At 67.4% G+C, this 22665-nt stretch carries 27 protein-coding genes; 19 read left to right on the forward strand and 8 right to left on the reverse strand.

Going from position 1 to position 22665, the window contains the following annotated elements:
* The first annotated feature begins 17 nt into the window (after window positions 1-17).
* Both IBX22_RS32345 and IBX22_RS32350 read left to right on the forward strand, forming a co-directional pair.
* Complete coding sequence (locus tag IBX22_RS32345) at window positions 18-836, forward strand: ABC transporter permease (protein ID WP_194819602.1); 819 nt, start codon at window positions 18-20, stop codon at window positions 834-836.
* On the forward strand, window positions 833-1645 hold the full coding sequence (locus IBX22_RS32350; RefSeq protein WP_375540308.1) for an ABC transporter permease: 813 nt from the start codon (window positions 833-835) through the stop codon (window positions 1643-1645). The genes IBX22_RS32345 and IBX22_RS32350 overlap by 4 nt, the downstream gene beginning before the upstream one ends.
* Before the next feature lie 10 nt (window positions 1646-1655).
* Here the strand turns inward: IBX22_RS32350 and IBX22_RS32355 are convergent, their stop codons facing one another.
* Window positions 1656-2135 carry a hypothetical protein gene (locus IBX22_RS32355; RefSeq protein ID WP_194819603.1) on the reverse strand — a complete coding sequence of 160 codons (480 nt, stop codon included), beginning with the start codon at window positions 2133-2135 and terminating at the stop codon, window positions 1656-1658.
* 120 nt (window positions 2136-2255) lie between these two features.
* Window positions 2256-2951, reverse strand: a complete 696-nt coding sequence (locus IBX22_RS32360; protein WP_194819604.1) for a type 1 glutamine amidotransferase domain-containing protein — start codon at window positions 2949-2951, stop codon at window positions 2256-2258.
* Window positions 2952-3037: 86 nt separating this feature from the next.
* Between IBX22_RS32360 and IBX22_RS32365 the strand changes: the two genes are divergently transcribed.
* A complete protein-coding gene (locus IBX22_RS32365) occupies window positions 3038-3958 on the forward strand; it encodes a LysR family transcriptional regulator (RefSeq protein ID WP_194819605.1) in 921 nt (306 codons plus the stop codon).
* 94 nt (window positions 3959-4052) lie between these two features.
* On the opposite strand, the gene IBX22_RS32370 is transcribed toward IBX22_RS32365, so the two are convergent.
* Window positions 4053-4841: a helix-turn-helix domain-containing protein gene (locus IBX22_RS32370; RefSeq protein WP_194819606.1), complete on the reverse strand. Its 789-nt coding sequence runs from the start codon at window positions 4839-4841 to the stop codon at window positions 4053-4055.
* 86 nt (window positions 4842-4927) lie between these two features.
* Here IBX22_RS32370 and IBX22_RS32375 point away from each other — a divergent pair, with 86 nt between their 5' ends.
* From IBX22_RS32375 to IBX22_RS32385, 3 genes are read left to right on the forward strand one after another with little or no spacing between them, the layout of a single operon-like run.
* The gene (locus IBX22_RS32375; protein WP_194819607.1) at window positions 4928-5359 is read left to right on the forward strand and encodes a hypothetical protein; all 432 of its coding nucleotides are present in this window, start codon (window positions 4928-4930) and stop codon (window positions 5357-5359) included.
* A gap of 15 nt (window positions 5360-5374) precedes the next feature.
* Entirely contained in the window at window positions 5375-6397 is a 1023-nt protein-coding gene (locus IBX22_RS32380; RefSeq protein WP_194819608.1) for an NAD(P)-dependent alcohol dehydrogenase, read from the forward strand.
* Window positions 6398-6431: 34 nt separating this feature from the next.
* The gene (locus IBX22_RS32385) at window positions 6432-6791 is read left to right on the forward strand and encodes an ACT domain-containing protein (RefSeq protein ID WP_194819609.1); all 360 of its coding nucleotides are present in this window, start codon (window positions 6432-6434) and stop codon (window positions 6789-6791) included.
* Between the two features lie 3 nt (window positions 6792-6794).
* Here the strand turns inward: IBX22_RS32385 and IBX22_RS32390 are convergent, their stop codons facing one another.
* The 3 genes from IBX22_RS32390 to IBX22_RS32400 all read right to left on the reverse strand — a co-directional run bounded on the left by IBX22_RS32390 (window position 6795) and on the right by IBX22_RS32400 (window position 9124).
* Window positions 6795-7019 (reverse strand): hypothetical protein, encoded by a 225-nt coding sequence (locus IBX22_RS32390; RefSeq protein ID WP_194819610.1) that lies wholly within the window; start codon window positions 7017-7019, stop codon window positions 6795-6797.
* Between the two features lie 35 nt (window positions 7020-7054).
* Complete coding sequence (locus tag IBX22_RS32395; protein ID WP_194819611.1) at window positions 7055-7819, reverse strand: HNH endonuclease family protein; 765 nt, start codon at window positions 7817-7819, stop codon at window positions 7055-7057.
* 147 nt (window positions 7820-7966) lie between these two features.
* On the reverse strand, window positions 7967-9124 hold the full coding sequence (locus IBX22_RS32400) for a TDT family transporter (RefSeq protein ID WP_194819612.1): 1158 nt from the start codon (window positions 9122-9124) through the stop codon (window positions 7967-7969).
* 70 nt (window positions 9125-9194) lie between these two features.
* Here IBX22_RS32400 and IBX22_RS32405 point away from each other — a divergent pair, with 70 nt between their 5' ends.
* The gene (locus IBX22_RS32405; protein ID WP_194819613.1) at window positions 9195-10106 is read left to right on the forward strand and encodes a LysR family transcriptional regulator; all 912 of its coding nucleotides are present in this window, start codon (window positions 9195-9197) and stop codon (window positions 10104-10106) included.
* Between the two features lie 5 nt (window positions 10107-10111).
* Here the strand turns inward: IBX22_RS32405 and IBX22_RS32410 are convergent, their stop codons facing one another.
* Window positions 10112-11242, reverse strand: coding sequence for a VCBS repeat-containing protein (locus IBX22_RS32410; protein ID WP_194819614.1), 1131 nt, complete (start codon window positions 11240-11242; stop codon window positions 10112-10114).
* Between the two features lie 153 nt (window positions 11243-11395).
* Entirely contained in the window at window positions 11396-11884 is a 489-nt protein-coding gene (locus tag IBX22_RS32415; protein WP_194819615.1) for a DUF4377 domain-containing protein, read from the reverse strand.
* A gap of 543 nt (window positions 11885-12427) precedes the next feature.
* Here IBX22_RS32415 and IBX22_RS32420 point away from each other — a divergent pair.
* The 12 genes from IBX22_RS32420 (at window position 12428) to IBX22_RS32475 (ending at window position 22633) form a co-directional block, all read left to right on the forward strand.
* Entirely contained in the window at window positions 12428-13306 is an 879-nt protein-coding gene (locus tag IBX22_RS32420; protein ID WP_194819616.1) for an ABC transporter permease, read from the forward strand.
* Entirely contained in the window at window positions 13307-14173 is an 867-nt protein-coding gene (locus IBX22_RS32425) for an ABC transporter permease (protein WP_194819617.1), read from the forward strand.
* Between the two features lie 3 nt (window positions 14174-14176).
* Window positions 14177-15211, forward strand: coding sequence for an MlaD family protein (locus tag IBX22_RS32430; RefSeq protein ID WP_194819618.1), 1035 nt, complete (start codon window positions 14177-14179; stop codon window positions 15209-15211).
* A complete protein-coding gene (locus IBX22_RS32435; RefSeq protein WP_194819619.1) occupies window positions 15208-16212 on the forward strand; it encodes an MlaD family protein in 1005 nt (334 codons plus the stop codon). Before IBX22_RS32430 ends, IBX22_RS32435 begins: the two co-directional genes overlap by 4 nt.
* A complete protein-coding gene (locus tag IBX22_RS32440; RefSeq protein ID WP_194819620.1) occupies window positions 16200-17231 on the forward strand; it encodes an MlaD family protein in 1032 nt (343 codons plus the stop codon). Before IBX22_RS32435 ends, IBX22_RS32440 begins: the two co-directional genes overlap by 13 nt.
* A complete protein-coding gene (locus IBX22_RS32445) occupies window positions 17231-18334 on the forward strand; it encodes an MlaD family protein (protein ID WP_194819621.1) in 1104 nt (367 codons plus the stop codon). The genes IBX22_RS32440 and IBX22_RS32445 overlap by 1 nt, the downstream gene beginning before the upstream one ends.
* On the forward strand, window positions 18331-19413 hold the full coding sequence (locus IBX22_RS32450; RefSeq protein WP_309234878.1) for an MlaD family protein: 1083 nt from the start codon (window positions 18331-18333) through the stop codon (window positions 19411-19413). Before IBX22_RS32445 ends, IBX22_RS32450 begins: the two co-directional genes overlap by 4 nt.
* The gene (locus IBX22_RS32455) at window positions 19410-20372 is read left to right on the forward strand and encodes an MlaD family protein (RefSeq protein WP_228539981.1); all 963 of its coding nucleotides are present in this window, start codon (window positions 19410-19412) and stop codon (window positions 20370-20372) included. The genes IBX22_RS32450 and IBX22_RS32455 overlap by 4 nt, the downstream gene beginning before the upstream one ends.
* Before the next feature lie 191 nt (window positions 20373-20563).
* Entirely contained in the window at window positions 20564-21232 is a 669-nt protein-coding gene (locus tag IBX22_RS32460) for a hypothetical protein (protein WP_194819622.1), read from the forward strand.
* An 8-nt stretch (window positions 21233-21240) separates the two neighbouring features.
* On the forward strand, window positions 21241-21489 hold the full coding sequence (locus IBX22_RS32465) for a hypothetical protein (protein WP_194819623.1): 249 nt from the start codon (window positions 21241-21243) through the stop codon (window positions 21487-21489).
* A 101-nt stretch (window positions 21490-21590) separates the two neighbouring features.
* Window positions 21591-22478: an aminoglycoside phosphotransferase family protein gene (locus IBX22_RS32470; RefSeq protein ID WP_194819624.1), complete on the forward strand. Its 888-nt coding sequence runs from the start codon at window positions 21591-21593 to the stop codon at window positions 22476-22478.
* Window positions 22475-22633, forward strand: a complete 159-nt coding sequence (locus IBX22_RS32475; protein WP_194819625.1) for a hypothetical protein — start codon at window positions 22475-22477, stop codon at window positions 22631-22633. The genes IBX22_RS32470 and IBX22_RS32475 overlap by 4 nt, the downstream gene beginning before the upstream one ends.
* Window positions 22634-22665: the final 32 nt, after the last annotated feature.

The raw sequence follows: 22665 nt of genomic DNA on the forward strand, positions 1-22665 counted from the left end.
TACCGGGAGGTCGCGAGATGACCGCCGGAGCTTGGTTGACCGACACTCGCGCAACGCCTCTCAAGGTGCAGCAGTGGTGGGTGCTCACTTCGCGCCTGATCGTGCCGGCGCTGAAAACCGGGGAGGTGCTGTCCTCGGTCCTCGCGCCGGTGGTGTTCACGGCCAGCTTCTACATCCCGCTGAAGACCGTAATGACCTTCGCCGGGCACGGATTCAGCAGCTACGCGCAGTTCATGATGCCGATCGTGATCCTGCAGGCGGCGGCGTTCACCGCGATCGGCGCGGCCTTCCGGGCCGCGACGGACGCGGTCGCGGGACTGGATCGGCGCTTCGGTTCGATGCCGATCGGACCGCTGGTTCCGGTGGCAGCTCGCATGGCGGGCAACATCTTCCGGCTATTGATCGCGTTGGCGGCGGCATTGGTCGCGGGCCATGCGATCGGATTCCGATTCCACCTGGATTTCGCGCACACGCTCGGATTTCTGCTGTTCGCCATGCTGATCGGCGTCGCACTGACGCTCGGCGCGGACGTGATCGGGACGGTGTCCAAGAGTCCGGAAGCGACCACTCAGGCGCTGGTGCTGCCGCCGCTGATTCTCGGCATGCTCTCGACGGGGCTCGCACCCGCGAGCCAATTCCCGTCCTGGGTACAGCCGTTCGTGCGCAATCAGCCGATCTCGCAGTTCGCGATCGGGTTGCGCGCGCTGGCCGGTGATTCGAAAGGTAATGCGGGCGAAGTGAGTTGGGCGCTGATGGGTCCACCGCTGCTGTGGGTGATCGGGATCCTGGTGGTGTGCGTGCCGCTGGTGGTTCGGCTGAGTTCGAGGAGGGCATGATGGTGCTGTCGGTCGCTCGCACAGACAGTCCTGGTGAGACGGCACCTGTCTCGCTGGTGCGGCACACGATGATTCAGACGCAACGGTTGTTGCTCCGGTGGTCGCGCAATCCGATCGCCCTGCTGGAGACGCTGATCATTCCGTGCCTGCTGTTACTGATGCTCGACATCGTCGTCGGCAATCAGATCGAAAAGTTCTCCGGCACAAACGCTTTGTACGGGTCGGTACCGATGGTCGCGATCGTCGGCGCGCTGTCCGGTGCGGTCGCCGGCGGTGTGATGCTCGGCCGGGAACGCGACGCCGGACTGCTCGCCCGCTTCTGGGTGCTCCCCGTGCATCGCGCCTCCGGGCTGATCTCCCGCATCCTCGCCGAAGGATGCCGCATCCTCGCCGGCACCCTGGTCGTGATCCTGGTCGGCCATCTCCTGGGCTTCCGCTTCCAGCAGGGCCCGCTCGCCGCTCTCGCCTTCGTCGGCATCCCGGTGCTCTTCGGCTGGGCGTTCGCCACCATGGTCACCGCAGTCGCCGTTTTCACCGCGAAAGCGACTCTGGTAGAAGGCATTACGATCCTCAGCTCGCTGCTGATGTTCTTCAGCACCGGCTTCGTCCCGCTGATCGCCTACCCCCAGTGGATCCAGCCGGTCGTCCGCAATCAACCCATGTCGGTCGCCGTCGACGCGATGAAAGCCTTGGCCCTGGGCGGGCCCACCGCTCACCCGCTGATCCTGACAGTGGTGTGGTCAGTGGCTCTGATCGTGATCTTCGCGACGCCCGCGGTGATCGGCTACCGCCGCGCCAGCCGCCGCTGACAAACGACCGTCAGCTAGGTCCGGCCAGCAGCACGACGCGATCGGCGTCCGGGTCGAACCCGAGAACCGGGCGCGCCGGATCCTTCTCCGGCGTCATCACCACGGCCTTCCCGAGATGCCGACCGATCGTGCCGAGGAACTCGCAGAGAGTATCGACCCCGCGCTGCCCCTGCAGTTCCTGAAGATCGACGTCGAACTCGATCGAGTCGGCAGACCAGGGCCGGAAGACCACCAGCACATCCGGCACCGGCTGCACTCGCAATTCCGGCATCGGCGCGTCCTCGGCCCGGTCCAGTACCTCCGCCGCGGCCGGAAGATCCGCGGGCGTCCCGTCCTCGCTGTACTCCCACTGCCACCCGCTCGACCGAATCAAGTCGAACAGGGCCTGCCAGTCGGTCGCGGAGGTATCCGCGACCTGCAGATCAGGCAGCGCACCCATGGTTTCGGGATCGAAGAAACTCCGCACGTCATCCCACAGCAAATCCGGCATCCAGCCATTCTCCCCGTGCTCCGGAACGACCGCCCACACGCCCCGCCGCATGCCCGGCGGCACCGCGGCCAGGCGGGTGTGGCGTTCGATCAGCTCACTGCGGGCAGATCCCCCGACGCTTCAGGCGAGGGCTTTCACCAGTTCAGCGGCCAGTGCGGCAGACGATGCGGGGTTCTGGCCGGTGTAGAGGTTGCGATCGACCTCGATGTGCGGGGCGAAGGGGGCGGCTTCGCGGAAGTCGGCGCCCAAGGCGACGAGGCGATCTTGGAGCAGCCAAGGGGCTTTGGGGGCGAAGCCCGCGGCGGTTTCCTCGTCGTTGGTGAATCCCGTGAGGCGGTAGCCGGTGAAGGGGGAGGTGCCGTCGGAGTTCTTCGCGGCCAGAATGGCGGCCGGACCGTGGCAGACGATGGCCAGGGGCTTGCCGGAGGACAGGGTGGCGGTGAGCAGTTCGCCGGAGGACTGATCGGTGGGGAGGTCTTCCATCGCGCCGTGACCGCCGGGGTAATAGACGGCCGCGTAGTCGCCGAGGACGGCGTCGGCGATGCGGATCGGCTGCTGGAGTTCGGGGGCGGCAGCGATCGCGGCGGCGACTTTGTCGGCTTCGGCCTGCCCGCCGTTGGAGTCGGCGGTGAGACTGACCTGGTCGACCGGGGGCACCGTGCCGGCGGGGGTGGCGACCACGATTTCGTGGCCCGCCTCGGTGAGGGCGGTGTAGGGCGCGAGGAATTCCTCGGCCCAGTAGCCGGTGGTGTGGGTGCTGCCGTCACTGAGGGTCCAGTGGTCGGCGCCGGTTAGTACGAACAGAATCTTGGCCATTACAGAGAGCCTTCCGTCGAGAGTGTTGGTGTCGCGGTCTCGAGCTTAGGAACCGGAGCGATCGGTCAGCCAATAGACTTTCCGATGTGAGCGATAGGGAAACCGATGGAGCCCTGGATCTGACGCAGGTGCGCACGTTTCTGGCGGTGTACCGGGCGGGAACGGTGACGGCCGGCGCCCGGCTGGCCGGACTGTCTCAACCCACGGTAACCGCGCAGCTGCGGTCCCTGGAGAAGCGGCTCGGGTATCAACTGTTCGATCGTCTCCCGCGTGGAGTCGCGCCGACCGCCGCCGCTGCCGAGCTGGCTGCCCGGGTCGCCGGACCATTGGACGCGCTCGAACTCGCGATCGGCCGCCCGGCGCACGCCGAACCCGCCCCCGAACCTCCGGTCCGTCTGGCCGGTCCAGCGGAAATGCTTGCGACACAGGTGCTTCCGGCGCTCGCACCGCTGATCACCGCGGGCGTTCGGCTGAATGTCACCGCGGGACTGTCCGATGAGCTGCTCGCCGGACTCCGTGCGGGACAGTACGACCTGGTGCTGTCCACGGTCCGCCCGCGCGGCCGCACGGTAGTGGCGGAACCGCTCACCGACGAGGAATTCGTGCTGGTCGCCGCACCCGCTGTCGCCGCGCGCATCGACGGCGAGCGGCTGCGCGCGGAAGGACCTGTCGCCCTGTCCGGGGTGCCGCTGATCAGCTACGCGGCGGATCTCCCGATCCTGCGGCGCTACTGGCGGCACGTCTTCGGTGTCCGGCTGACCGCCGAACCCGCCGTCATCGTCGCCGACCTCCGAGCGATCTCCGCGACGGTCGCCGCGGCCGCCGGAATCAGCGTCCTCCCGCGCTACCTCTGTGCGGAAGAACTCGAGACGGGTGCCCTGATCGCCCTCCTCGACCCCGCCGACCCACCGATCAACACCGGCTTCCTCGTCCGCCGCCCCGGCCCCACCGCACCGCACGTCGACCAGGTCGCCCAGCACCTCCGCACCGCCGCCCGCGCCTGGTGACATCCCCCGACCTGCATGCCCTGCACCGCCGCCGCAAGCACAGCGTGCCGCTGAGGCCGTCTCGAACCCAGCGTGTACGCGTCGGGCGGTTGCGTCAGCGGTGGCCGTATCGGCGGTGGAGGTAGGTGGCGGTGTAATCGTCGGCGGGGAGGAAGGCTTCCAGGTGGAGTTCGGCGAGGGTGATGTCGACGGCGGTGGCGAAGGAGGTGATGGTGGTGATCAGTTGGAGTTCGCCTTCCGGGCGGCGGAGGCGAAGGGGGACGGCGAAGCCGAGGTGGTCGGGGCCGGGATTGGTTTCGGGGAGATAGCTTTCCAGTTCGGCGATCAATTGGTCGAGGGCGGGATCGGGGCTGCGCAGGGCGCGGCCGCGGAGGGATTCGGTGACGTGGCGGCCCCATTCGGGGAGGTTGACGACGTGTTTCGCCAGCCCCTCGCGGTGTAATGCCAGGCGGAGCACGTTGATCGGTGGTTTCAGCAGGTGTTCGGCGGCGGGGCCGGCGAGCAGGTCGAACGCGGCGTTGGCGGCGACGAGGCGGCCGTAGGGGGCGACCACCACGGCGGGGTAGGGGAGGTGCCCGTCCAGGATGCGCTCCAGGGCCGCCTTGATCGGCGCCAATTCGGGTGTGTCCAAGCGTGATTCGGGGAAGACGGGAGCGAAGCCGGCCGCCAGCAGGAGGTCGTTGCGTTCCCGCAGGGACAGTTCCAGGGATTCGGCCAGGCGCACCACCATGGTGCGGCCGGGGCGGGAGCGGCCCTGTTCGAGGAAGCTGAGATAGCGCTGGCTGGTTTCGGTGCGGATCGCGAGATCCAGCTGGCTGACCCGCCGCAGCGTGCGCCAATGCTTGAGCTGGCGCGCGAAACCGGTCGCCTCCACAGTGGTCATGGGTTCAGTGATATCCGATCGGGTGGTCGCGCACCATTCCCTGCAGGGAATCGCACAGCCGCATCCGCTCCAGCAAGCTCGGTCCCATGAGCAAGCAATTGAACGAGCACGAACTGGCCGCCTTCGCCGAGCGCTACGTCGCGATGTGGAACGAAGCCGATAACGACCTGCGGCACAAGCTGATTCACGAACTCTGGGCCGGCGACGGCATGCAGCTGCTGGTCGATCCGCCGCAGGCGATGCGGGAGGCGCTGGCCGAATTGGCGTTTCCGATCCCGCCGGTGGAGGTGCGTGGGCTCGCAGCGCTGGAACGCCGCGTCACCCGCGCCTACGAGATGTTCGTCGCCCCCGGCCACCGGTTCGTGGCCCGCGGCGCCGCCACCCGGCTGTCCACCGACCTGATCGGCCTCGGCTGGGACATGGTCGCCACCGACGGCACGGTCGCCGGCGCGGGCTACGACGTCATCGCCCTCGACGAGCAGGGCCGCATCCGCCTCGACAGCCAGTACATCGGCTGACTGAAGGGAACACCAATGAACGGCCTTGCCTACCACCTGGATCCGGCCCGCGGCCGCAACGGCCTCGAGGCCCGGACCCAGGAACTGCCCGAACCCGGGCCACACCAAGTTCTCGTCAAAGTCCTCGCGGCTTCGTTGAATCGCCGGGACCTCATGCTGATGGACGGCACCTACCCGCTGCCCGCGACTCCCGGCATCGTCCCCTTGTCCGACGGTGTCGGCGAGGTGATTGCCCTAGGCGACAAGGTAACTCGCGCCGCCCTCGGCGACCGTGTCACGGCCACCTACTTCGTGCACTGGGTCGACGGCCCGCAACGTCTCGCCCACGCCGCCGAACAGTACGGCGCGAACCACAACGGCATGCTCGCCACATATGCCCTGCTCGAGGAGGATTCGGTCGTCCATGTCCCCGAGCACCTCACCGATGCCGAAGCCGCGACCCTGACTTGCGCGGGCCTCGTTGCCTGGGCGGCCCTCACCACCCCGGTTCCGGTGCAGCCCGGTCAGACGGTATTGACAGTCGGCAGCGGCACAGTGGCGCTGTTCGCGGTCCAGCACGCCGGAATGCTCGGCGCCCGAGTCATTTCCGTCACGTCGACGCAGGAGAAGGCCGAACGGTTCCGCAAACTCGGCGCCGAGGAAGTGATCGTGCGCGCCGAAACACCGGACTGGGAGCAGGAAGTCGCACAACTGACCGGCGGCGACGGCGCCGACCACATCCTCGACACCGTCGGCATGCCCACCTTGCCGAAATCCGTTGCCTCCGGCGCTTACAACGCCCAGCTCACCATGATCGGCGCCATGCCGGGCCCGGCGCTCACCGAAGGCGACGGCAACCCGTTCGGCAACTCGTACTTGTCGATCCGGCGCATCGCAGTAGGCAGCCGCACACACTTCGAGGCCATGAACCGGGCGATCACCGAACACCGTCTGCGCCCGGTCATCGACCGCACCTTCCCCTTCGAGCAGGCCATCGAGGCGTATCGCTACTTCTCGGAGGAGGATCCGTTCGGCAAGGTCGTCGTCACGATGTCCTGAGGAGATCACGCAGTTCGTTGTCTAAGGTGGCGGAATGTCGCAGCGCCTGAACGTCGTTCCCTCGCGGTTCGTGATCGAACATTTCCCGGAGGCGACGTTCCCCGAGGACGACGAGTGGATCGCGCTGGTGCGAGCCCCGGAGGGGCTCACCGTGGTCCGGGACGCACCGCCCTGGGTGGATGCCGAGAAGTGGGTGGGGTTCTACGGCGGTGGGTCCGCGCACGGGCTCGATGTGCCCGGCATGCTGGCGGCCTTGGTCGGCCCGCTGGCGGAGGCGAAGATCTCGGTGTTCGTCGCCTCCACCTTCCATGCGGACCTGGTCCTGGTGCCGGAGACCAAGCTCGAGGCGGCTACCGCCGTCCTCGAAGCCGCGGGGCACCGCGTCTCGGCCTGAGGTTCAGGCCTCGAAGGGCACGGTGTTGCCCGCGGCGTCGCGCTCGCCGATTCCGGCGGCGATCGCCGCCGCCAGGTCGGCGGTGGTTTTCCACGTCCGTGCTGGTTCGGCGGCGAGATTGCCGATGGTGTACCAGGTTTCGTTGCCCCGGTAACGGACCAAGCCCTTTCCGGCGGCGTCGACGGTGACGTCGAGGTCACCGGAGACTGTGCCTTCCTCTTCGGTCATGACGGCGGCTTTGGCTGGGATCTCGATGATGTCGCTTATTTGAACTCTCCTCGAGAGACACAGTCCGCGACCGCGGTGCGCAGCGCGGACTGTTCGGCGGAATCAACGGTCAGTGCGTATTTTATCTTCACTCGCACGTATCGATCGATATAGGCGCACCGGAAAGTACCCGGTGGCAAATAATTGGCAATGTCCTGGTCGCCCTTGGAGCGATTGGCCGAGGGGTCGGAGGCTTCCAGGTTGATGGAGTCGTTGGCGATGCGGCGGCGGGTGTCCTCGTCGCGCGACGCCGCGCCGGAGCGCCAGGCTTCGGCCAGCGGCACAATGTGTTCGGCGTCGACGGTGGCCGGGTCGGTCATCCACTTGTAGGGCTTCATCTGACCGGTCTTGCTGTCGATGAAGCCGTATTCGTCGCGCCAGCCGCCATCCTTGCCGACGGTGATCTTGCAGCTCTTCGCGTCGAGGGTGACCGCGCCGACGGCGTCGCGCAGCATCATCACCTCACGGGTGGTGCATTTGGCGTACTGGGTGAATTCGGCGCCGAATCCGTGCTCGGCCTTGTTGGTGTCCCAGTGCGGGAACTTCTCGCGGTCGTAGCCGCTCATCGAGGCTTCCTTGCCGACCGGTAGCTGATCCACCATCTGGCTGATCTCGGCGGCCGAACCTATCGGGTTACCAGGGGAATTGGGTGGCGGGGGCGTGACCTTGGTGGCCGAGCCGCACCCGCCGGCGAGTGCCAGCGCAACGCATAGCCCGGCCGCGCGGCCGAGGAGAGACAGCCGTGGGGCCGTGACCTTCATCAGTTTTCCTAACGCCTGCAATCTTGAACGGCGTCAAGGTAACTCGCCGCTACCGCAGCGAAAGGCAATGCCACGTATGAGGTTAGGCACAGCTGGTGACGCACGTCACTCCTGATGCTGTCACAGATTACGCTGCGCCACAGGCGATCACCGGGCTGTTGCGATTCGGGCGGTATCCGCTGCTGGATTAGCGAGCAGCGCACCGCTGAGTAGACCCCGCAGTGTCTTCGCCACGACTACGCTCCAAGCGCCGACCAGCAGTGCGTACAGCGCGACCGCGGTTCCGGCGAACAGGTAGGCGTGGGTGTGGGTGTAGAGCACGGCGCTGCCGGTGATGCAGGTGCCCAGCGGGAAGGTGAAACCCCACCAGGTCAGGTTGAATTGGAGTTCTCCGGCGCGGTAGGTGCGGTAGGTGACCGCTACGGCCAGCGCCAGCCACAGCATGGCGAAGCCCCAGGTGACGATGCCGAAGATAACCGAGAAGACGATCAGGCCCTTGTCGTAGAGCTCGGGCAGCGATCCGTGTGCGGCGTTGGCGATCAGACCGGACGCGGTCACCGACTGGCCGAGCGGGCCGAGCACGATCCACAGGGTCGGCACCATCGCACCCTTGGACACACCGAAGTGCACCAACCGCGACCAGATCATGGTGATGGTCACCAGCGCGGCGATCAGCGACAGGCCGAACATGGCGACGCAGGCGATGATCATGGTCAGGCGCAGCTGACCCGCGGGAGTGTGCGGCACCAGCAGGGCGCCCATGGCGGCGGAGACCATCGGCGGCACGACCGGCATCAGCCAGCCGCCGAACGCGGCATCGCCATCGATCTGGTGCCGGGTGAACATCCGGTAGGGGATGGCGAAGGCGGTGAGCAGGCCCAGGACGGTGCCCGCCGACCACAGCACCCAGTCGATGGCGACGGCGGCGCTCAGGCCGATCACGTCTTTGCCGAGCAGTAGCGTGCCCGCGCCGACAGTCATCAGCGCCATCGGCGGCGCACCGAAGAACTGGGACATGATCGGGTTGTGGCGGTGGGCGCGCGCGTTCTCCGGGAAGCGGATCAGGTGCACCGCGTAGGCGATGGTCAGCCCGATCAGGAACAGGGCGGCGACGCCCCAGACGACGATCGCCGCGTCGTGCAGGCCGGGGAACTGCCAGGGCAGGGTGGCGGCGGCGTTGGCGACGATGCCGGTGCCCATCACGGCCGCGAACCAGTTCGGTCCGAGGTGGCGCAGCGAATCGCGGTCCAGCTCGCCGAGTAGGCGCCGCGAACCGAGCGGGCGCGAGGTCATGGTGGCGGTCATGAATTCAGCATCACCGCTGCGCGCCAGGTCGAGTAGCCGCCGCATAGCTATGGGTGCATAGAGTGGGTCTATGCCTTTGTCGCCGCGGGTGCCGGATCTGGCCGCGCTGGATCTGCTGCTTTCGGTCATCGAGCTGGGCAGTCTCGGTCGCGCGGCGCAGGCGCACGGGATCAGCCAGCCCTCCGCGTCCTCGCGCATTCGCTATCTGGAGAAGCTGGTCGGGACGCCCGTACTGGAGCGGACGACGCTCGGTTCCCTGCCGACACCGGCCGGCGCGCTGATCGCGGAGTGGGCCCGGCGGGTCGTGGACGCGGCCGAACAGCTGGACGCGGGAATCGGCACCTTGCGGGCCGAGCGCGATTCCCGGCTGCGGGTCGCGGCCAGCCAGACCGTCGCCGAGTACTTGTTCCCGGGATGGCTGATGACGATGCGCACGGGCGCGCCCGAGGTCACCATCGCGCTCGAAGCGGGCAACTCGGTCGAGGTCGCGCAGGCTGTGCTCGACGGCAAGGCCGGGATCGGCTTCATCGAGAGCCCACAGTCCTTCCGCGGCTTGCAAAGTCACGAGGTGGCCCGCGACGAGTTGCTGGTCGTCGTTGCACCGCAACACAAATGGGCCCGCCGCGGTGCGGTGACGCTGGCCGAGCTCGCCGCCACCCCGCTGATTCAGCGCGAGCCCGGCTCCGGCAGCCGGACGCTCTTCGAAAAGGTTGTGGCGCATGCCGTTCCGGGCTGGCAACCGAACATCGCACTGGAGCTGTCCTCCACCACCGCCATCAAAACCTCGGTCGCCGCCGATGTCGGTGTCTCGGTGCTGAGTTCGCTCGCCGTCGCCGCCGATGTCGCCGCGGGTCACCTGGTCGTTGCGGAGGTGGCCGAGCTGGACCTGAGCCGCAGCCTGCGAGCGGTCTGGCCGACGGGTCAGCGCCTGACCGGACCCGCGCGAGATCTGTACTCGATCGCCCTGAAGGCGTCCGCGTAGCCCGGTCAGGAGATGTTCTTCAGGAACGACACCGCGTTCGCGCTACCCGCCACCACCACATCGAGCTTGCCGTCGCCGTCGAAGTCCGCCGCGACCGGCGTCTGCGGCTGCGAGGTCACCCCGAATTCGCCGGACTTGGCGATGGTGCCGTCACCTTTTCCGCTGAACACCACCATCTTCGAGTTGAGCACCGCCGACATCACGGCGTCCAGCTTCCCGTCTCGATCGAAGTCGCCGACGGCGATGCTGGTCGGCCCGAGCCCGGACAGCGCGACCCGGTCGGTCTTAGAAAACCCGCCCTGGCCATTGGAAGTCAGCAGCGTCGTGCTGAAAGAGAAGGAGTCGGCGGTGATCACGTCGTCGATGCCGTCACCGTTGAAGTCGCCCGCACCCACGTCCTCGGTGATGAGGCCCGAGGTGCTGGCTCCGCGCAATTCGAAGCTGCCGTCGCCCTTGCCGGTGAACACGTGCGCCTGTTGCAGCACAGTGTTGTTCACCGCCAGGTCGACCCGGTTGTCGTTGTTGAACTTGCCCAGCGTGAATGCTGTCGGGACGCCGGGGATGATGCTGGACGGACCGGATTCGAGGTTGCCGTCGCCCTTGCCGAACCAGGTCTTGACCCCGGCGGGCACCAGGCTGAGCACGTCGGCCTTGCCGTCGCCGTTGGTATCGGCGACCGCGACTTCCTGTTGTGCCCCTTCGAGTGTCACGACCTTCTTGGCGGGTGCGAAGGTGCCGTCGCCGTTGTTGAGGAAGGTGGCCACGAAGGTCCAGGCCTGGGCCACCACGTCGGGTGCGCCGTCGCCGTTGAGGTCGCCGGCGGCCACCGCGCCGTAGCCGTTGCCGACAGTGCCGACGCGGGTGCCCGGATTGAACGTGCCGTTTCCCTTGCCGGTCATGAGAATCGGTCCGGCGCCTTGGAAATCGGCCGCGACGATGTCGAGGATGTCGTCGCCGTTGAAGTCCGCGCCGACGGTGCCGGTCGGGGATGGGCCCGGGCCCCAGGAGGGGAACGATCCGCCGGAGGGCGAGTCCACCTTGGCGGCGAAATTGATCGGTCCGGCGTGGGCAGTGCCCGCGGCGAACAGGCAGAACGCGGCGGTGCCGGCGGCGAGGGCGAGGGGTGTGGTGCGCATGGGGACTTCCTGACGGGCGGGTAAGTTCGATACCTGGGCCCGGACCATATGGCGCAACCAACGCAAAATTACTGGTATTCAACGGAATTCGTTCAGGTGCCCAGCGCGGTCGGGCACTGTGCCCAGGTGTCAGCGACCGGGCAGGCCGGGGCCCTACAAGCCGGGGCCGTCGAGGCCGGTGTTGTCGGGGCGCTCGTCGGTGTCGGGGATGACGCGCTGCTTGTCGAGCACCTCCACCAGCCGCAAGGAGGCCGCCTCCGACCTGGGGTTCTCGGCGGGGGTCTGCTCCACCCGCAGGTGGTACCGGTAGCCCTGGTCGTAGTCGAACCCGTCGATCTCGGCGTAGCAGAGCTCCCAGGGGCCGTTCGGATCGCGGCGGATTTGCAGGCATTGCTCGTCGGAGGTTTCGGTGCACCGCATGGTCTCGTGTGCGATGTCGAGTTCGAGCACCTTCGCGACCTCGGTGGAGCTGCCCGGTCGATGCACGGTGCCGAAGTTGCCGAAGCCGCCGGCGCGCGCGGAAATGCCTGGGGAGCTGGCGGATACCGCCGGGGACTCGGCCAGTGACTGGGAGGTGCACGCTGCCGCGGCCGGCAGGAGGGCGAGGCCGAGCATGACTACACGACATAGCCGGAGTTGCATTCGGCCGATACTAATTGGGAAATAGCTAAAAGATAGCTATCGCTGCAAATTAGTGACTTTCCGCAGCTTCGACCGAATAGCCCATGCGGCGTGAGTTCCGAGGGGTGGAGTCCCGGTCGGAAGTATGCCCGGACTGCGGAAGTCGCGTTTGCTGGAACCGGGTAGGGCAATTGTGCGGCTATCTATAAGGGACTGTCAGGAATTGCTCCGGAAGTTGCCGATTGCAAACACTTCACCGTGCTCGATGACTCGTTTGTCCGATTGGGCCATCTTCTGGCCGTTTGGCAATGGGTAAAGAATTCGCTTCTATCCAGCACTTATGTGCATTGGATCGCATTAGTGCGTATCGCATGATGCGCTTCACGAATAACTCAGAGTGTTTACGAACCGGTGAGTAAGTGACCAGCGTCACATAGGCGCGATTTTGTTGTGACCTAGAGTACCTATTAGCTTGCTTGAGGTGGCGATGACGCCGGATTCGGAGAGAAACCTGATGAACTTCGACACGACCCGTGCCTTCGGCGTGGGGCGCGGAACTCGCGTATGACCTCGGATACCCGCACAGCGCTGGAACAGCTGGAACTCCTGCGGCAGGAAAAACGTCGCGAATCCCCGGTCCAGGTCGTCCGCAAGAATTTCTCCGACACCGTGGTGTCGTCCCTGCGCACCTTCGGTCGCGCGGTCGGCATGGCCGAGGAATCGGTGACCGGCGCGGCCGGTGACATCGCGCGCGGCAAATTCCAGTGGCGCGAGGCCATCCTGCAGGCCTGGCGGCTGATCACGGTCACCACCATTCCGGCGATCCTGATCGCGATCCCGTTCGGCGTGATCGTCTCGATCCAGGTCGGCAACCTCATCCACACGCTCGGCGCGGATTCGCTGCTCGGCGCGACCGGCGGCCTCGGCGTGATCAAGCAGGGCGCCCCGATGGCCACCGGCTTCCTGCTGGGCGGCGCGGGCGCCGCGGCGATCGCCGCCGACCTGGGCGCGCGCACCATCCGCGAGGAGATCGACGCGCTGCACACCATGGGCATCAGCCCGATCCACCGCCTGGTGATCCCGCGCATGGCGGCCATGCTGCTCGTCGCGCCCCTGCTCAATATCCTCATCATCTTCGTCGGCGTGCTCGCCGGTTACGCGGTCGCGATCGCGGGACAGGGTGTCACGCCGGGCAGCTACTGGGCCACCTTCGGTTCCTTCACCACCACCGCCGACGTGTGGGTCTCGCTGCTCAAGGCGCTGATCTTCGGGTTCCTCGTCGTGATCATCGCCTGCCAGCGCGGGCTCGAGGCCAAGGGCGGACCGCGCGGTGTGGCCGACGCGGTCAACGCGGCCGTGGTGCTCTCGGTGGTCTCCATCGTCATCGTGAATCTGGCGATGACCCAGGTCACCGCCATGTTCCTACCCACGAAGCTGGCATAGATGACGACCTCCGCCTACGCCCCCAAGGGGTTTCGCTGGGTCCGCCGGTACTTCCGGCGCGGCAGCCGGATCGTCCGCGCCACCGACATGCTCGGTTTCATCGCCGTGTTCGTCTGGCAGGTGCTCTCGGCGATCCCGCTGACGCTCAAGCGCTACCGCGGCGAAACCATGCGCGCCATCACCGACATGACCTGGGGTCGCGGCTCCATCGTGGTCGGCGGCGGCACGGTGCCGATGATGATCGTGCTCGGCCTGGTGATGGGCGCCTCGGTCGCCGTGGAGTCGTTCGCGACGCTGGACATGCTCGGCATGGGCCCGGTCACCGGCGTGGTCTCCGCCTACGCGACCACCCGTGAGCTGGCGCCGATCGCCGCCGCGGTCGGCTTCGCCGCGCAGGCGGGCTGCCGGATCACCGCCGAGATCGGCTCCATGCGCATCTCCGAGGAGATCGACGCGATCGAGTCGCTGGGCCTGCGCTCGGTGCCGTTCGTGGTGACCACCCGGGTGATCGCGGGCGCGCTCGCGATCGTGCCGACCTTCCTGATCGCGCTGATCCTGTCCTACGGCGCCTGCCGCGGTCTGATCACGCTGGTGCACGGGCAGTCCGCGGGCGTCTACGACCATTACTTCTTCCAGTTCGTCTCCGGGTTCGACGTAATCGCCGCGGTGATCAAGGTGGCCATTTTCGGAACCGTGGTGATCCTGGTGCACAGCTATTACGGCTTTTTCGCCACCGGCGGTCCCGAGGGTGTGGGTATCGCGTCCGGGCGGGCGGTGCGGGCCAGTTTCGTCTCGATCATCGCCATCGACATGGTGCTGTCCATCGTGCTGTGGGGTTTCAACGCGGCGATCAGTTTTACGGGGTGAGTGGTGCCTGAATACGGATTGCCCGGCGTCGCCGCGGATAAGAGGAAAGCCCGCACCGTCGGGCTGGTGATCGTCGCGATCATCGCGGTGGTGGCCTTGGCGACCTCGCTGTACCGGAATCTGCGTACCGAGGACGGGCTGCGGATCGCGTTGCACACCGAGCAGGTCGGCGACGGCCTCAGCGCGGGCACCCAGGTGCGCCTGGACGGCGTGCAGGTGGGCAAGGTCGAGGAGGTGTCCCCGGACGCCAACGGCACGCAGCGAATCATGCTGCGGCTGGACGGTTCCCGGCTGCACGGCATCGACGACAGCCTGCGCGTGGACTACGCGCCGGCCAACCTGTTCGGTATCAGCGAGCTCGAATTGCTGCGTGGGGCAGGCGGTTCGCCGTTGCGGGCGGACAGCGTCATCGATTTGACCGGGCCGCGTTCGGGCCGCGTCTACGACGCCACCATGGGTTCGATCCTGCGCAGTATGTCCCAGGTCGGCGCGACCGTGCTGACACCGCAGCTGGCCACCGTCATCGCGCAGGTGTCCGCGGATTTCCAGGCCATGACACCCCTGGTGCAGGCGTTGATCTCGGTGTCGAAGATCATCGCCGACAACCAGAACATGCCCAGCTCGGAGCTGCTCGGCAACCTCGGACCGGCCTTCGACGGCGGCGGCAAGTTCGCGGGCGCGACCATCCAGATCCTCGATCAGGTCCACGACATCCGGATCACCCAGACCGACAAGGACCGCTACGACGTGGGTGTGGCGGCGCTGACCGGCAAGATCCTGCCGGGCCTGTCGACCACGGTGACAGCGGCGGGCACGCAGCTGGCCGAGGCCACCGACATGCTCGCGCCGATGCTGACCGTGCTGGCGCAGATGGTGCCGCGGCCGCAGCAGTCGGCAGCGGAGTTGCGGCTGCTGCTGGAGCGGTTGCGCGCGGCCATGCCGGATACGCCGGACGGCCCGGTGCTGAATCTGAAGGTCGATCTACAGAATGTGCCCGGTATCGCGGTGCCGCTGTTCGGGCAGGGAGGTCTGCGATGACCGTACGTGCAGCGGCCTGGCGACTGGTCTTGTTCGCGGGCGTGATGATGGTGGTGCTCGCCCTGGTGCTGACCGCGATCAAACGGCCGGTCGACGGCGAAACCCACGCTCACGACGCGCTTTTCACCGACGCCAACGGCCTCAAGGTCGGCGACGACGTGCGGATGTATGGCGTGCAGGTGGGCAAGATCGAACGCATCTCGCTGGACGGCGTGAAGGCGAGAATCCGTCTGACGGTGCGGGATTCGTCGCCGGTCTACGACAACTCGGTGCTGGCCATCCGCTATCAGAACCTCACCGGGCAGCGCTACATCGACCTGCAGCAGCAGCCCAATCCGGGTCTGCGCCTGGCCGACGACGCGACCATCGGCACGGACATGACGATCCCGTCCTTCGATGTGACCAGCCTGTTCAACGGCCTGAAGCCGGTGCTGGCGACGATGTCGCCGGAGTCGGTCAACAAGTTCACCGAGAACATGCTCGCGGTGCTCGAGGGTGACGGCAACGGCCTCGGCCCGGCGATGGAGTCCATCGCCGAGCTCAGTAAGTACGTCGGTGACCGGCAGCAGGTGATCGGCACGCTGGTCAAGAACATGTCCGACATCTCCGACCGGGTCGGTGGGCGGGTGCACTACCTGGTGCCGTTGCTGGCCCGCCTCACCGACATCTTCGTCTCGCTGCAGGAGAACATCGGCGGCCTGGCGCAATTCGCGATGACGGCACCCTCGGTGCTCGGACCGGTGGATCGGCTGCTGAGCACGCTCGGCCTGGACCAGGACGGCGCCGCCGACCTGGACGCGATGATCCGCCGGTTGTTCCCGGACCCGCAGCAGGCGGTCGAAGTGTTCGGCAAGCTGCCCGGCTTGCTCGATGCCGTGGACAACGCGCTGCCGCACACGGTCGCGGGCTGGAAGCCGCAGTGCGGCAAGGGAGCCGCCGAGGTTCCGGCCCCGCTGCGGGTGCTCATCGCCGGACAGAAGGTGGCGATATGCCAAGCGTGATCTCCCGCCTGTTCGGCGGCGACCGCCGCGTGCTCGACGACACCGCGAAACGTCGCCGCGAGGTGCGCCTGGGCATTGTCGGTGTGGCGCTGCTGGTGATCGGCATCGTCGCGGCCGGTGCGCTGTATGTGGTGCCGTTCGGCAAAACCACCTACACCGCGGAACTTTCCGAGGCCCAGTCGGTGAAGACCGGCGACGACGTGCGCCTGGCCGGAATCTCGGTCGGCTCGGTGACCGCACTGGAACTGAAGCCGGACAAGGTCATCATGAAGTTCACCGTCGACAACGAGGTGTTCGTCGGCGACCAGAGTTCGCTGGACGTGCGGATGCTGACCGTGGTCGGCGGCCACTACGTCGCGCTGTTCCCGGCGGGCGACAAACCCCTGGGCGGCAACGCGATTCCCGCGGACCGGGTGCGCCTGCCCTACAGCCTGGTGCAGACCTTCCAGGACGCGACCACGCCACTGAGCAAGATCGACGGCAACACGCTGCGGGAAAACCTTGCGACACTGAGCACTTCGGTGGACAACGCGCCGGAAGCATTGCGCACCACCCTCGATACGGTCGCCAACTACGTCGACGCCATCGATCGCCAGCGCACCCAGGTGTCCAACGCCATCTCCGTCGCCAGCGAATACGTGCGGATGTACGACGGCGCCAAGAGCGACCTCAAGCGCCTGATGGACAACGCGATCCAGTTGGAGAACGTGCTCATCGACAAGCGCGCCGAGATGCGGGAGGCGGTGGCGCTGTTCAGCAGCGTCGTGAACCGGCTCGCGCTGCTCGCGCCGACCTGGGATTCCACTCTGAAGCCCAAGGCACAGCAGCTCGCCGACGCGCTGCCGCGAATGGAGGAGATGGGCGGCCGGCTGGAGCCGATGATCGCCTCCGCGCACGCGCTGACCTCGAAACTGCGGGAGCTGTCGATCCCCGAGGACGGCATCGTCATCGACCAGTCCGGTGACACCGTGCCGGCGCCCGCCGGGCTGTGTGTGCCACTACCCGGGAAGGAGTGCTGATGCTGAACCGGGTACTCGGCAGCCAGGCGTTCATGTCGATCGCGGGCGCCGTCGTCATCGGGCTGCTCGCGATCGCCGGCTACTTCGTCGCCTTCGATCCGCTGCACAAGACGCAGAGCTATTGCGCGATCATGCCGGACAGCATCGGGCTGTACCAGGGCAATCAGGTGACCATGCGCGGAATCACCGTCGGCACGGTCACTTCGGTGCGCAACCAGGGCACCGACGTGCGCGTCGACTTCGAGGTCGACGCCGATTACCCCGTGCTCTCGGACGCCGGGGCCACCACGGTCTCCGACACCGTCGTCGCGGATCGTGAACTGGCCGTGCTGTCCTCGGGCAAGGACACCGAACGCTGGGGCGGCGGGCAGTGCATCACCAAGACGCTGACCCCGAAGAGTCTCACCCAAACCCTCACGGCGCTGGCGCAATTGTCCGACCAGATCGTGGGACCCGATCCGGCGCAACCGAACTCGCTCGCCGACGGCCTGTCCGCCCTGGACCGCGCGACCGCGGGCACCGGGCCGCAGATCAACGAGCTGATCAAGAAGCTGGGCTCGGCGCTGAAGACGCCGGACGCCGATATCGCCGATCTAGCGGGCATTTTCGACGCGTTCGCCTCGGTGTCGGTCAAGGTGCAGGAGCACTGGGGTGACCTGCAAACGATGCTGACCCGGCTCGGACCCGCACTGCACCAGGCCAATACCGAGCTGCTCGGGCCGGGCACCGAGCTGTTCGACGGGCTGCGGCAGCTGCTGCCGATGCTCAACGACATCACCACCATGTTCGGCGGGCAGATCGGTGCGCTGCTCGACCAGAGCATCCCGCTGATCAAGCTGCTGCGCGCCAATGTCGGATCGTTGCGCGAGATCGTGCTGACCACGCCGGTGGTCGCGTCCGCGTTCCAGAGCGTGCTGGATCCGCGGACCGGGGCGCCCGGAATCGGCTATGCGCCACCGAAGGTCGCGATACCGCAGCAGAACGCGGAGCAGGTCTGCGCCGCGCTCAACGCCCTCACTCCCGGGCGCTGCGCGGGCGCGGCCGACGGGATGATGCATGTTTCCTTGACGCAGCTGGTGCTGGGATCGGTTGGTGCGCAGTGAGAACGGTGACCCTGCGGATTCCGGATCGGAAAGCGGTGCGGCGCACCGCACTCGCGCTGGCTCTCACGGCCTCGGTAGCGGTCGGCGGGTGCGGTTTCGACCCCTCGTCGGTACCGGTGCCCGGCACCTCGGTGTCCGGTCCGACCTACCGGTTGCAGATCGAGTTCGCGAACGTGCTGAATCTGCCCGCGCGGGCGAAGGTTATCGCCAACGGCGCACAGATCGGCACCGTCGACAAGGTCACCGTGGTCCCCGCCGACAAGGCTCCGGCCGGGCGCGGCGGTTACGTCGTGGTGGACGCCGACATCTCGAAGTCGGTCCAGCTGCCCTCGAGCACCATCGCCGAGTTGCGGCAGAACACCGTGCTCGGTGACATCCACATCGCCTTGACCACGCCCCCGGACGGTTTCGGCCAGCTGCTCGGCTCCGAAGCGGTCATCGATCTGGCGCACAGCCGCCCGCCGGTGCAGCTCGAGGACACCATGGCCGCCATGGCGCTGTTCGTGCAGCGCGGCGCGATCGGCCAGTTGCAGGACATCATCAACCGGTTCAATTCCGTGCTGCCACAGGACCCGCGGGAGACGGCGCGGATCTCGCAGGTGATGGGCGCCGATGCCGCCGACCTGGCCGCGAACCTCGATGAGGTCGACAAGGCGCTGGCCGGGTTGAGTACCAATGCCCAGGTGCTGCACGATATTCAGCCCGAACTGGACAACATCCTCAGCGCCGAGTCGGTGCAGCAGGTGAACGCGACCGTGCAGTCGATCGACGGCGTCACCAAGATTTTCGGCGTGCTCGGCCCGGTCGGTGAATCGCTGGTGTGGCTGGCGCCGCTGGTGCGGTCCGGCGACGCCGCGGCCAAAGCGTTCGTGCCGCTGGCCACCGGCGGCCCGCTCGATCTGCGCTCGCCCTCGAACCTGTCCATGCTCGTCGCGTTCCTGCGCGACAAGGTGATTCCGTTCGCCGAACGCGGACCGAAGGTGAACATCACCGGCGTGCAGGTGAATTCGCAGGACACCGACGCCGAACAGGTGGACCGGATGGTGCAGGCACTGCGCATGATCGGAGCTGTGCGATGAAGATCAAGCCGGGATCGCTGGCCTCGCTCGCCGGTATCGCGACCATCCTCGTGCTCGGGGCGGCCTACCTCACCTTCGGTGTGGTGCGCTACGACCCGTTCGCCGACTACACCAATGCCTCGATGGTGCTGAAGAATTCGGGTGGTCTCGGGGTCGGCTCGCCGATCCTGCTCACCGGTATCGCGGTTGGCAAGGTGACCTCGGTCGACAGCACCGCCGCCGGTGTGGAGGTCGGGTTCCGGGTCGACGGCGATCAGCGGCTGCCCACCGACAGCGTGGTCACCATCGAGCATCTCTCGGCGCTCGGCGAGCCGTACGTGCAGTTCGTGCCCAAGCGCGACGGCGGTCCGTACCTGCGGGACGGGCAGCGCCTGGACACCGCCGATATCCGCACGCCGCTGTCCATCGCCGAGGTGGCGCGGATGGTCACCAAGACCATGAACCAGCTCGATCCGAATGTGGTCGGTTCGCTGGTGCAGACGATGAGCAAGTCGCTGACCGGCACCGAGGCGGTCATGCCGGAGCTGGCGCGCTCCGGCGATCTGCTGGCCTCGACCATCATGACCCGCTCGCCCAAGATCGCCGAACTGCTGAACAGTTTCCAGTTCGCGGCCAAGGACATCGACTGGGCGAATCCGGCGCTGTCGGAGGCGGCGCCGAATTTCGTGGAATTCGGCAAGGTGCTCGACGGGCTGGTCGAGGCAGTGGGCCGGGTGGTCGCGTCGGGGAACGCCCCGGAGATGTATCTGGAGGGCAATGGCCTGGTGCCGTTCCTGGAGCAGATCACGAAGTGGCTCAACGAGGTCGGGCCGGAATTGAAGTCGCTGATTCCCGGGCTGCGACCGCTGGCCGACGCGGTGACCTCGAGCGCGCCGAAACTCGATTTGAGCACGCTCATTTCGCAGGCGTTGGAGGGCACCGACGACGACGCGGTGAAGGTGCGGGTCGCCGTCAAGTAAGGCGCACTTCTTGCCCGGAAAGTGTCGTTGAGATTTCAGCAAATAATTAGACAACTCAACAGTGCGGCTTTGAACTGCGAAAATACCGTATGTCAAAGGTTGCTGAGATTTCAGCTAACTTCCGGTAGCCTCCCAGAAGATCAGCTATTCGTGACGGTGTTCCCTGTTTCCACAGAGAAGGCGGTACGAAGGTGGCATCCGAAGGCGATCCCGGACCGAGAGACGACCGGCGCGATAACACTCGCGTGCTGTCGATCGCGGCCGCACTGGCGGCCGGTGCCGCGGTGGTCGTCGCCGTTGCCATGACCATGCGCTCGGAGGAACCCGCGGACGACGCCGCACGGTCCGCCAGCTACTCCGCCGCTCCCAGTTCGCCGACCGTCGCACCGCCCCCGGCTCCACCGTTCCCCGCCCGGCAGGTCGGCGACGACTGCTCGGCCGGTGGCGTCCAGGCCCGCTGGGAGATGCTGCGCGGCAATTGGAACTGCAGCGCCGTGAAACTGGGGCCGAACGGAAAGCCGGTGGGGGAGGACTGCTCCCAAGCGGGCATCGCCAAACGCTGGGGCTTCCTGCCTGACGGCAGCTTCGCGTGCACCCCGCCGCCGCCCTCGGTCGCCGGTGCGCCGCCCGCGCCGCCCGCGCCGGTTCCGGGCCCGCCGCCCGCACCTGACGCCCCGCCGCCCCCGCCGGAACCGGTAGCGCCGGAGTTTGTCCCGGAACCGCAGTACGTCCCCCAATACGAGCCGCCGCCGCCACCGCCCGAGCCGGTCTACGAGCCGCCTCCGCCTCCGCCGCCTCCGCCGCCGCTGCTGCCGGAGTTGCACCTGCCTCCCCTTCCCTTCTTCCCCCCACCGAGGTGACCGGACATATGGCAGCCGCATCGCGCGAACGCTGGACCCCGATCCGACAGGTCCTCATCGCCCTGCTGCTCTTCCTGCTATGGCGGGCGGGGCGACTATGCCACGCCCCGCCGCCGCCCTTGCCCGACCACGCTGCCCGCTCGCCCCGTCTCACCGGCGCGCACCCTTGGCAGCAGCGGCTGCACGCACCGCGCGCGGAAGCCGGTGACCTGCGGCCGCCCGCACCCATCCGCGCCTGCCGCCACATCCCGCGCTGAGCCGCCCCTCGGCACCTCGATGCCGCCGCGAACACGCTGACTGACGGGGACGCCTGGAGCCGGTCCCGAAAATCGGTGGACGCGGCTGGGATCGTTGAAGGGTGATCGATGTTCCGGAGTTCTTCGCACGGCGGCTGGTCCGAATGGCGGGTGACCCGGGCCGGGTGTGGCTGGACAGTTTGCCCGGGCTGGTCGAGCACTGCGTCGAGTTGTGGCAGCTGAAACCCGATGGGCGGGTGCCCATGCACGGCTACGCCGGCGTGGTGCTGCCGGTGACCACCCGCGACGGCCGGGAGGCGGTGCTCAAACTCGGCTATATCGGCCCGGAGACGCGCGACGAACCGCTGGCCCTGCGGGCCTGGCTGGGTGACGGCGCCGTCCTACTGTTCGACAGCGACCTCGAGCACGGCGCGATGCTGCTCGAACGGCTCGACCCGGACCGCTCGCTGGAAACCGAGCCGCTCGGCGCCGCCGTTCGCACCATATCGGAGCTGCTGCGCCGCTTGGCCATTCCTGCGCCGCCCACCATCTCCCGCGATCTGCGCCTGGAAGCCGCGCGCTGGGTCGAGGAACTGCCGAAAGACTGGCACCGACTAGGGCAGCCCCTGCCCCGCCGGCTCCTGGACGCCGCCGTCGACGTCTGTGCCCAGCTCGGCCCGACCGCGGACCGGCTGCTGGTCAACGAGGATCTGCACTATGAGAACGTGCTCGCCGGCCGCCGGGAACCCTGGCTGGTGATCGACCCGCAACCCCTGATCGGCGACGTCGAATTCACCATGCTGTCCCTGCTCTGGAACCGCCTCGACCCCGGCACCCTGGACTATCGCCTCGCCGCCATCGCCGAAATCGCCGCCCTCGACCCGGACCGCGCCCGCGCCTGGACCCTGGTCCGCGCCGTCCAGAACTGGCTCTGGTTCGTCGAGGAAGGAAACACCGAAGACTTCGGCTGGCCCGCCGTCCAGCTCCTCGCCCCCTGGGCAGCGCGTTGAACCCGATGTGGTGGCGCCGCTTCTCCGCCAAGAAGCCCGAACGCCGCCTCACCCGCCCGGCTCCCGCCCCCTGGGGCAACCACCTCCGCCCCAACCCGACGGCGACCCGGCCCTCGAATCGTCCGGCCACCCGCTACATCCGCCGGCGCTGGTGACTACGCCGCAGGCCTGACCGAGGGCGGTCATT

Origin of the sequence: Nocardia sp. XZ_19_385 (assembly GCF_015355755.1) — a bacterium.
Taxonomy (GTDB): domain Bacteria; phylum Actinomycetota; class Actinomycetes; order Mycobacteriales; family Mycobacteriaceae; genus Nocardia.

Coding starts and splice junctions, on each gene's coding strand:
- IBX22_RS32345 (WP_194819602.1), top strand. CDS start 18: ATGACCGCCGGAGCTTGGTTGACCGACACTCGCGCAACGCCTCTCAAG.
- IBX22_RS32350 (WP_375540308.1), top strand. CDS start 833: ATGATGGTGCTGTCGGTCGCTCGCACAGACAGTCCTGGTGAGACGGCA.
- IBX22_RS32355 (WP_194819603.1), bottom strand. CDS start 2,135: ATGCCGGATTTGCTGTGGGATGACGTGCGGAGTTTCTTCGATCCCGAA.
- IBX22_RS32360 (WP_194819604.1), bottom strand. CDS start 2,951: ATGGCCAAGATTCTGTTCGTACTAACCGGCGCCGACCACTGGACCCTC.
- IBX22_RS32370 (WP_194819606.1), bottom strand. CDS start 4,841: ATGACCACTGTGGAGGCGACCGGTTTCGCGCGCCAGCTCAAGCATTGG.
- IBX22_RS32375 (WP_194819607.1), top strand. CDS start 4,928: ATGAGCAAGCAATTGAACGAGCACGAACTGGCCGCCTTCGCCGAGCGC.
- IBX22_RS32380 (WP_194819608.1), top strand. CDS start 5,375: ATGAACGGCCTTGCCTACCACCTGGATCCGGCCCGCGGCCGCAACGGC.
- IBX22_RS32385 (WP_194819609.1), top strand. CDS start 6,432: ATGTCGCAGCGCCTGAACGTCGTTCCCTCGCGGTTCGTGATCGAACAT.
- IBX22_RS32390 (WP_194819610.1), bottom strand. CDS start 7,019: ATGACCGAAGAGGAAGGCACAGTCTCCGGTGACCTCGACGTCACCGTC.
- IBX22_RS32395 (WP_194819611.1), bottom strand. CDS start 7,819: ATGAAGGTCACGGCCCCACGGCTGTCTCTCCTCGGCCGCGCGGCCGGG.
- IBX22_RS32400 (WP_194819612.1), bottom strand. CDS start 9,124: ATGACCGCCACCATGACCTCGCGCCCGCTCGGTTCGCGGCGCCTACTC.
- IBX22_RS32405 (WP_194819613.1), top strand. CDS start 9,195: ATGCCTTTGTCGCCGCGGGTGCCGGATCTGGCCGCGCTGGATCTGCTG.
- IBX22_RS32410 (WP_194819614.1), bottom strand. CDS start 11,242: ATGCGCACCACACCCCTCGCCCTCGCCGCCGGCACCGCCGCGTTCTGC.
- IBX22_RS32415 (WP_194819615.1), bottom strand. CDS start 11,884: ATGCAACTCCGGCTATGTCGTGTAGTCATGCTCGGCCTCGCCCTCCTG.
- IBX22_RS32420 (WP_194819616.1), top strand. CDS start 12,428: ATGACCTCGGATACCCGCACAGCGCTGGAACAGCTGGAACTCCTGCGG.
- IBX22_RS32425 (WP_194819617.1), top strand. CDS start 13,307: ATGACGACCTCCGCCTACGCCCCCAAGGGGTTTCGCTGGGTCCGCCGG.
- IBX22_RS32435 (WP_194819619.1), top strand. CDS start 15,208: ATGACCGTACGTGCAGCGGCCTGGCGACTGGTCTTGTTCGCGGGCGTG.
- IBX22_RS32440 (WP_194819620.1), top strand. CDS start 16,200: ATGCCAAGCGTGATCTCCCGCCTGTTCGGCGGCGACCGCCGCGTGCTC.
- IBX22_RS32445 (WP_194819621.1), top strand. CDS start 17,231: ATGCTGAACCGGGTACTCGGCAGCCAGGCGTTCATGTCGATCGCGGGC.
- IBX22_RS32455 (WP_228539981.1), top strand. CDS start 19,410: ATGAAGATCAAGCCGGGATCGCTGGCCTCGCTCGCCGGTATCGCGACC.
- IBX22_RS32465 (WP_194819623.1), top strand. CDS start 21,241: ATGGCAGCCGCATCGCGCGAACGCTGGACCCCGATCCGACAGGTCCTC.